The organism is Halioglobus sp. HI00S01, from assembly GCF_001635445.1.
Lineage (GTDB): Bacteria > Pseudomonadota > Gammaproteobacteria > Pseudomonadales > Halieaceae > Halioglobus > Halioglobus japonicus.
This window is the reverse complement of record NZ_LWEE01000107.1, coordinates 1-220: the sequence shown is the minus strand read 5'-3', so window position 1 is coordinate 220 and position 220 is coordinate 1. Positions and strand designations below refer to the sequence as shown.

The window sequence follows — 220 nt, the reverse complement described above, 5'->3', positions numbered from 1 at the left end:
AGCGCCACGTAGGCGTTGTCGACATACCCCTGCGGACCCACCTTGTGAACCGTGCCGGTCTTTCCGCCGACCTGGTGACCGGCCACACGCGCCTTGCGCGCAGTACCATTGTCACCAGTGACCCGCCCCAATACTGTCAGCACCTGGGCGGCCACATCGGGGCTTACCACCTGTACACCCTCTTCGGGTACACCATCGTGGGCCAGCAAGGACACTTCCT

The 220-nt window shown here is 63.6% G+C and carries 1 protein-coding gene; it reads right to left on the bottom strand.

Going from position 1 to position 220, the window contains the following annotated elements:
• On the bottom strand, positions 1 to 209 hold a 209-nt coding region (locus tag A3709_RS12650), incomplete at its 3' end, for a penicillin-binding transpeptidase domain-containing protein (RefSeq protein ID WP_255359736.1).
• Between the last annotated feature and the right edge of the window lie 11 nt (positions 210 to 220).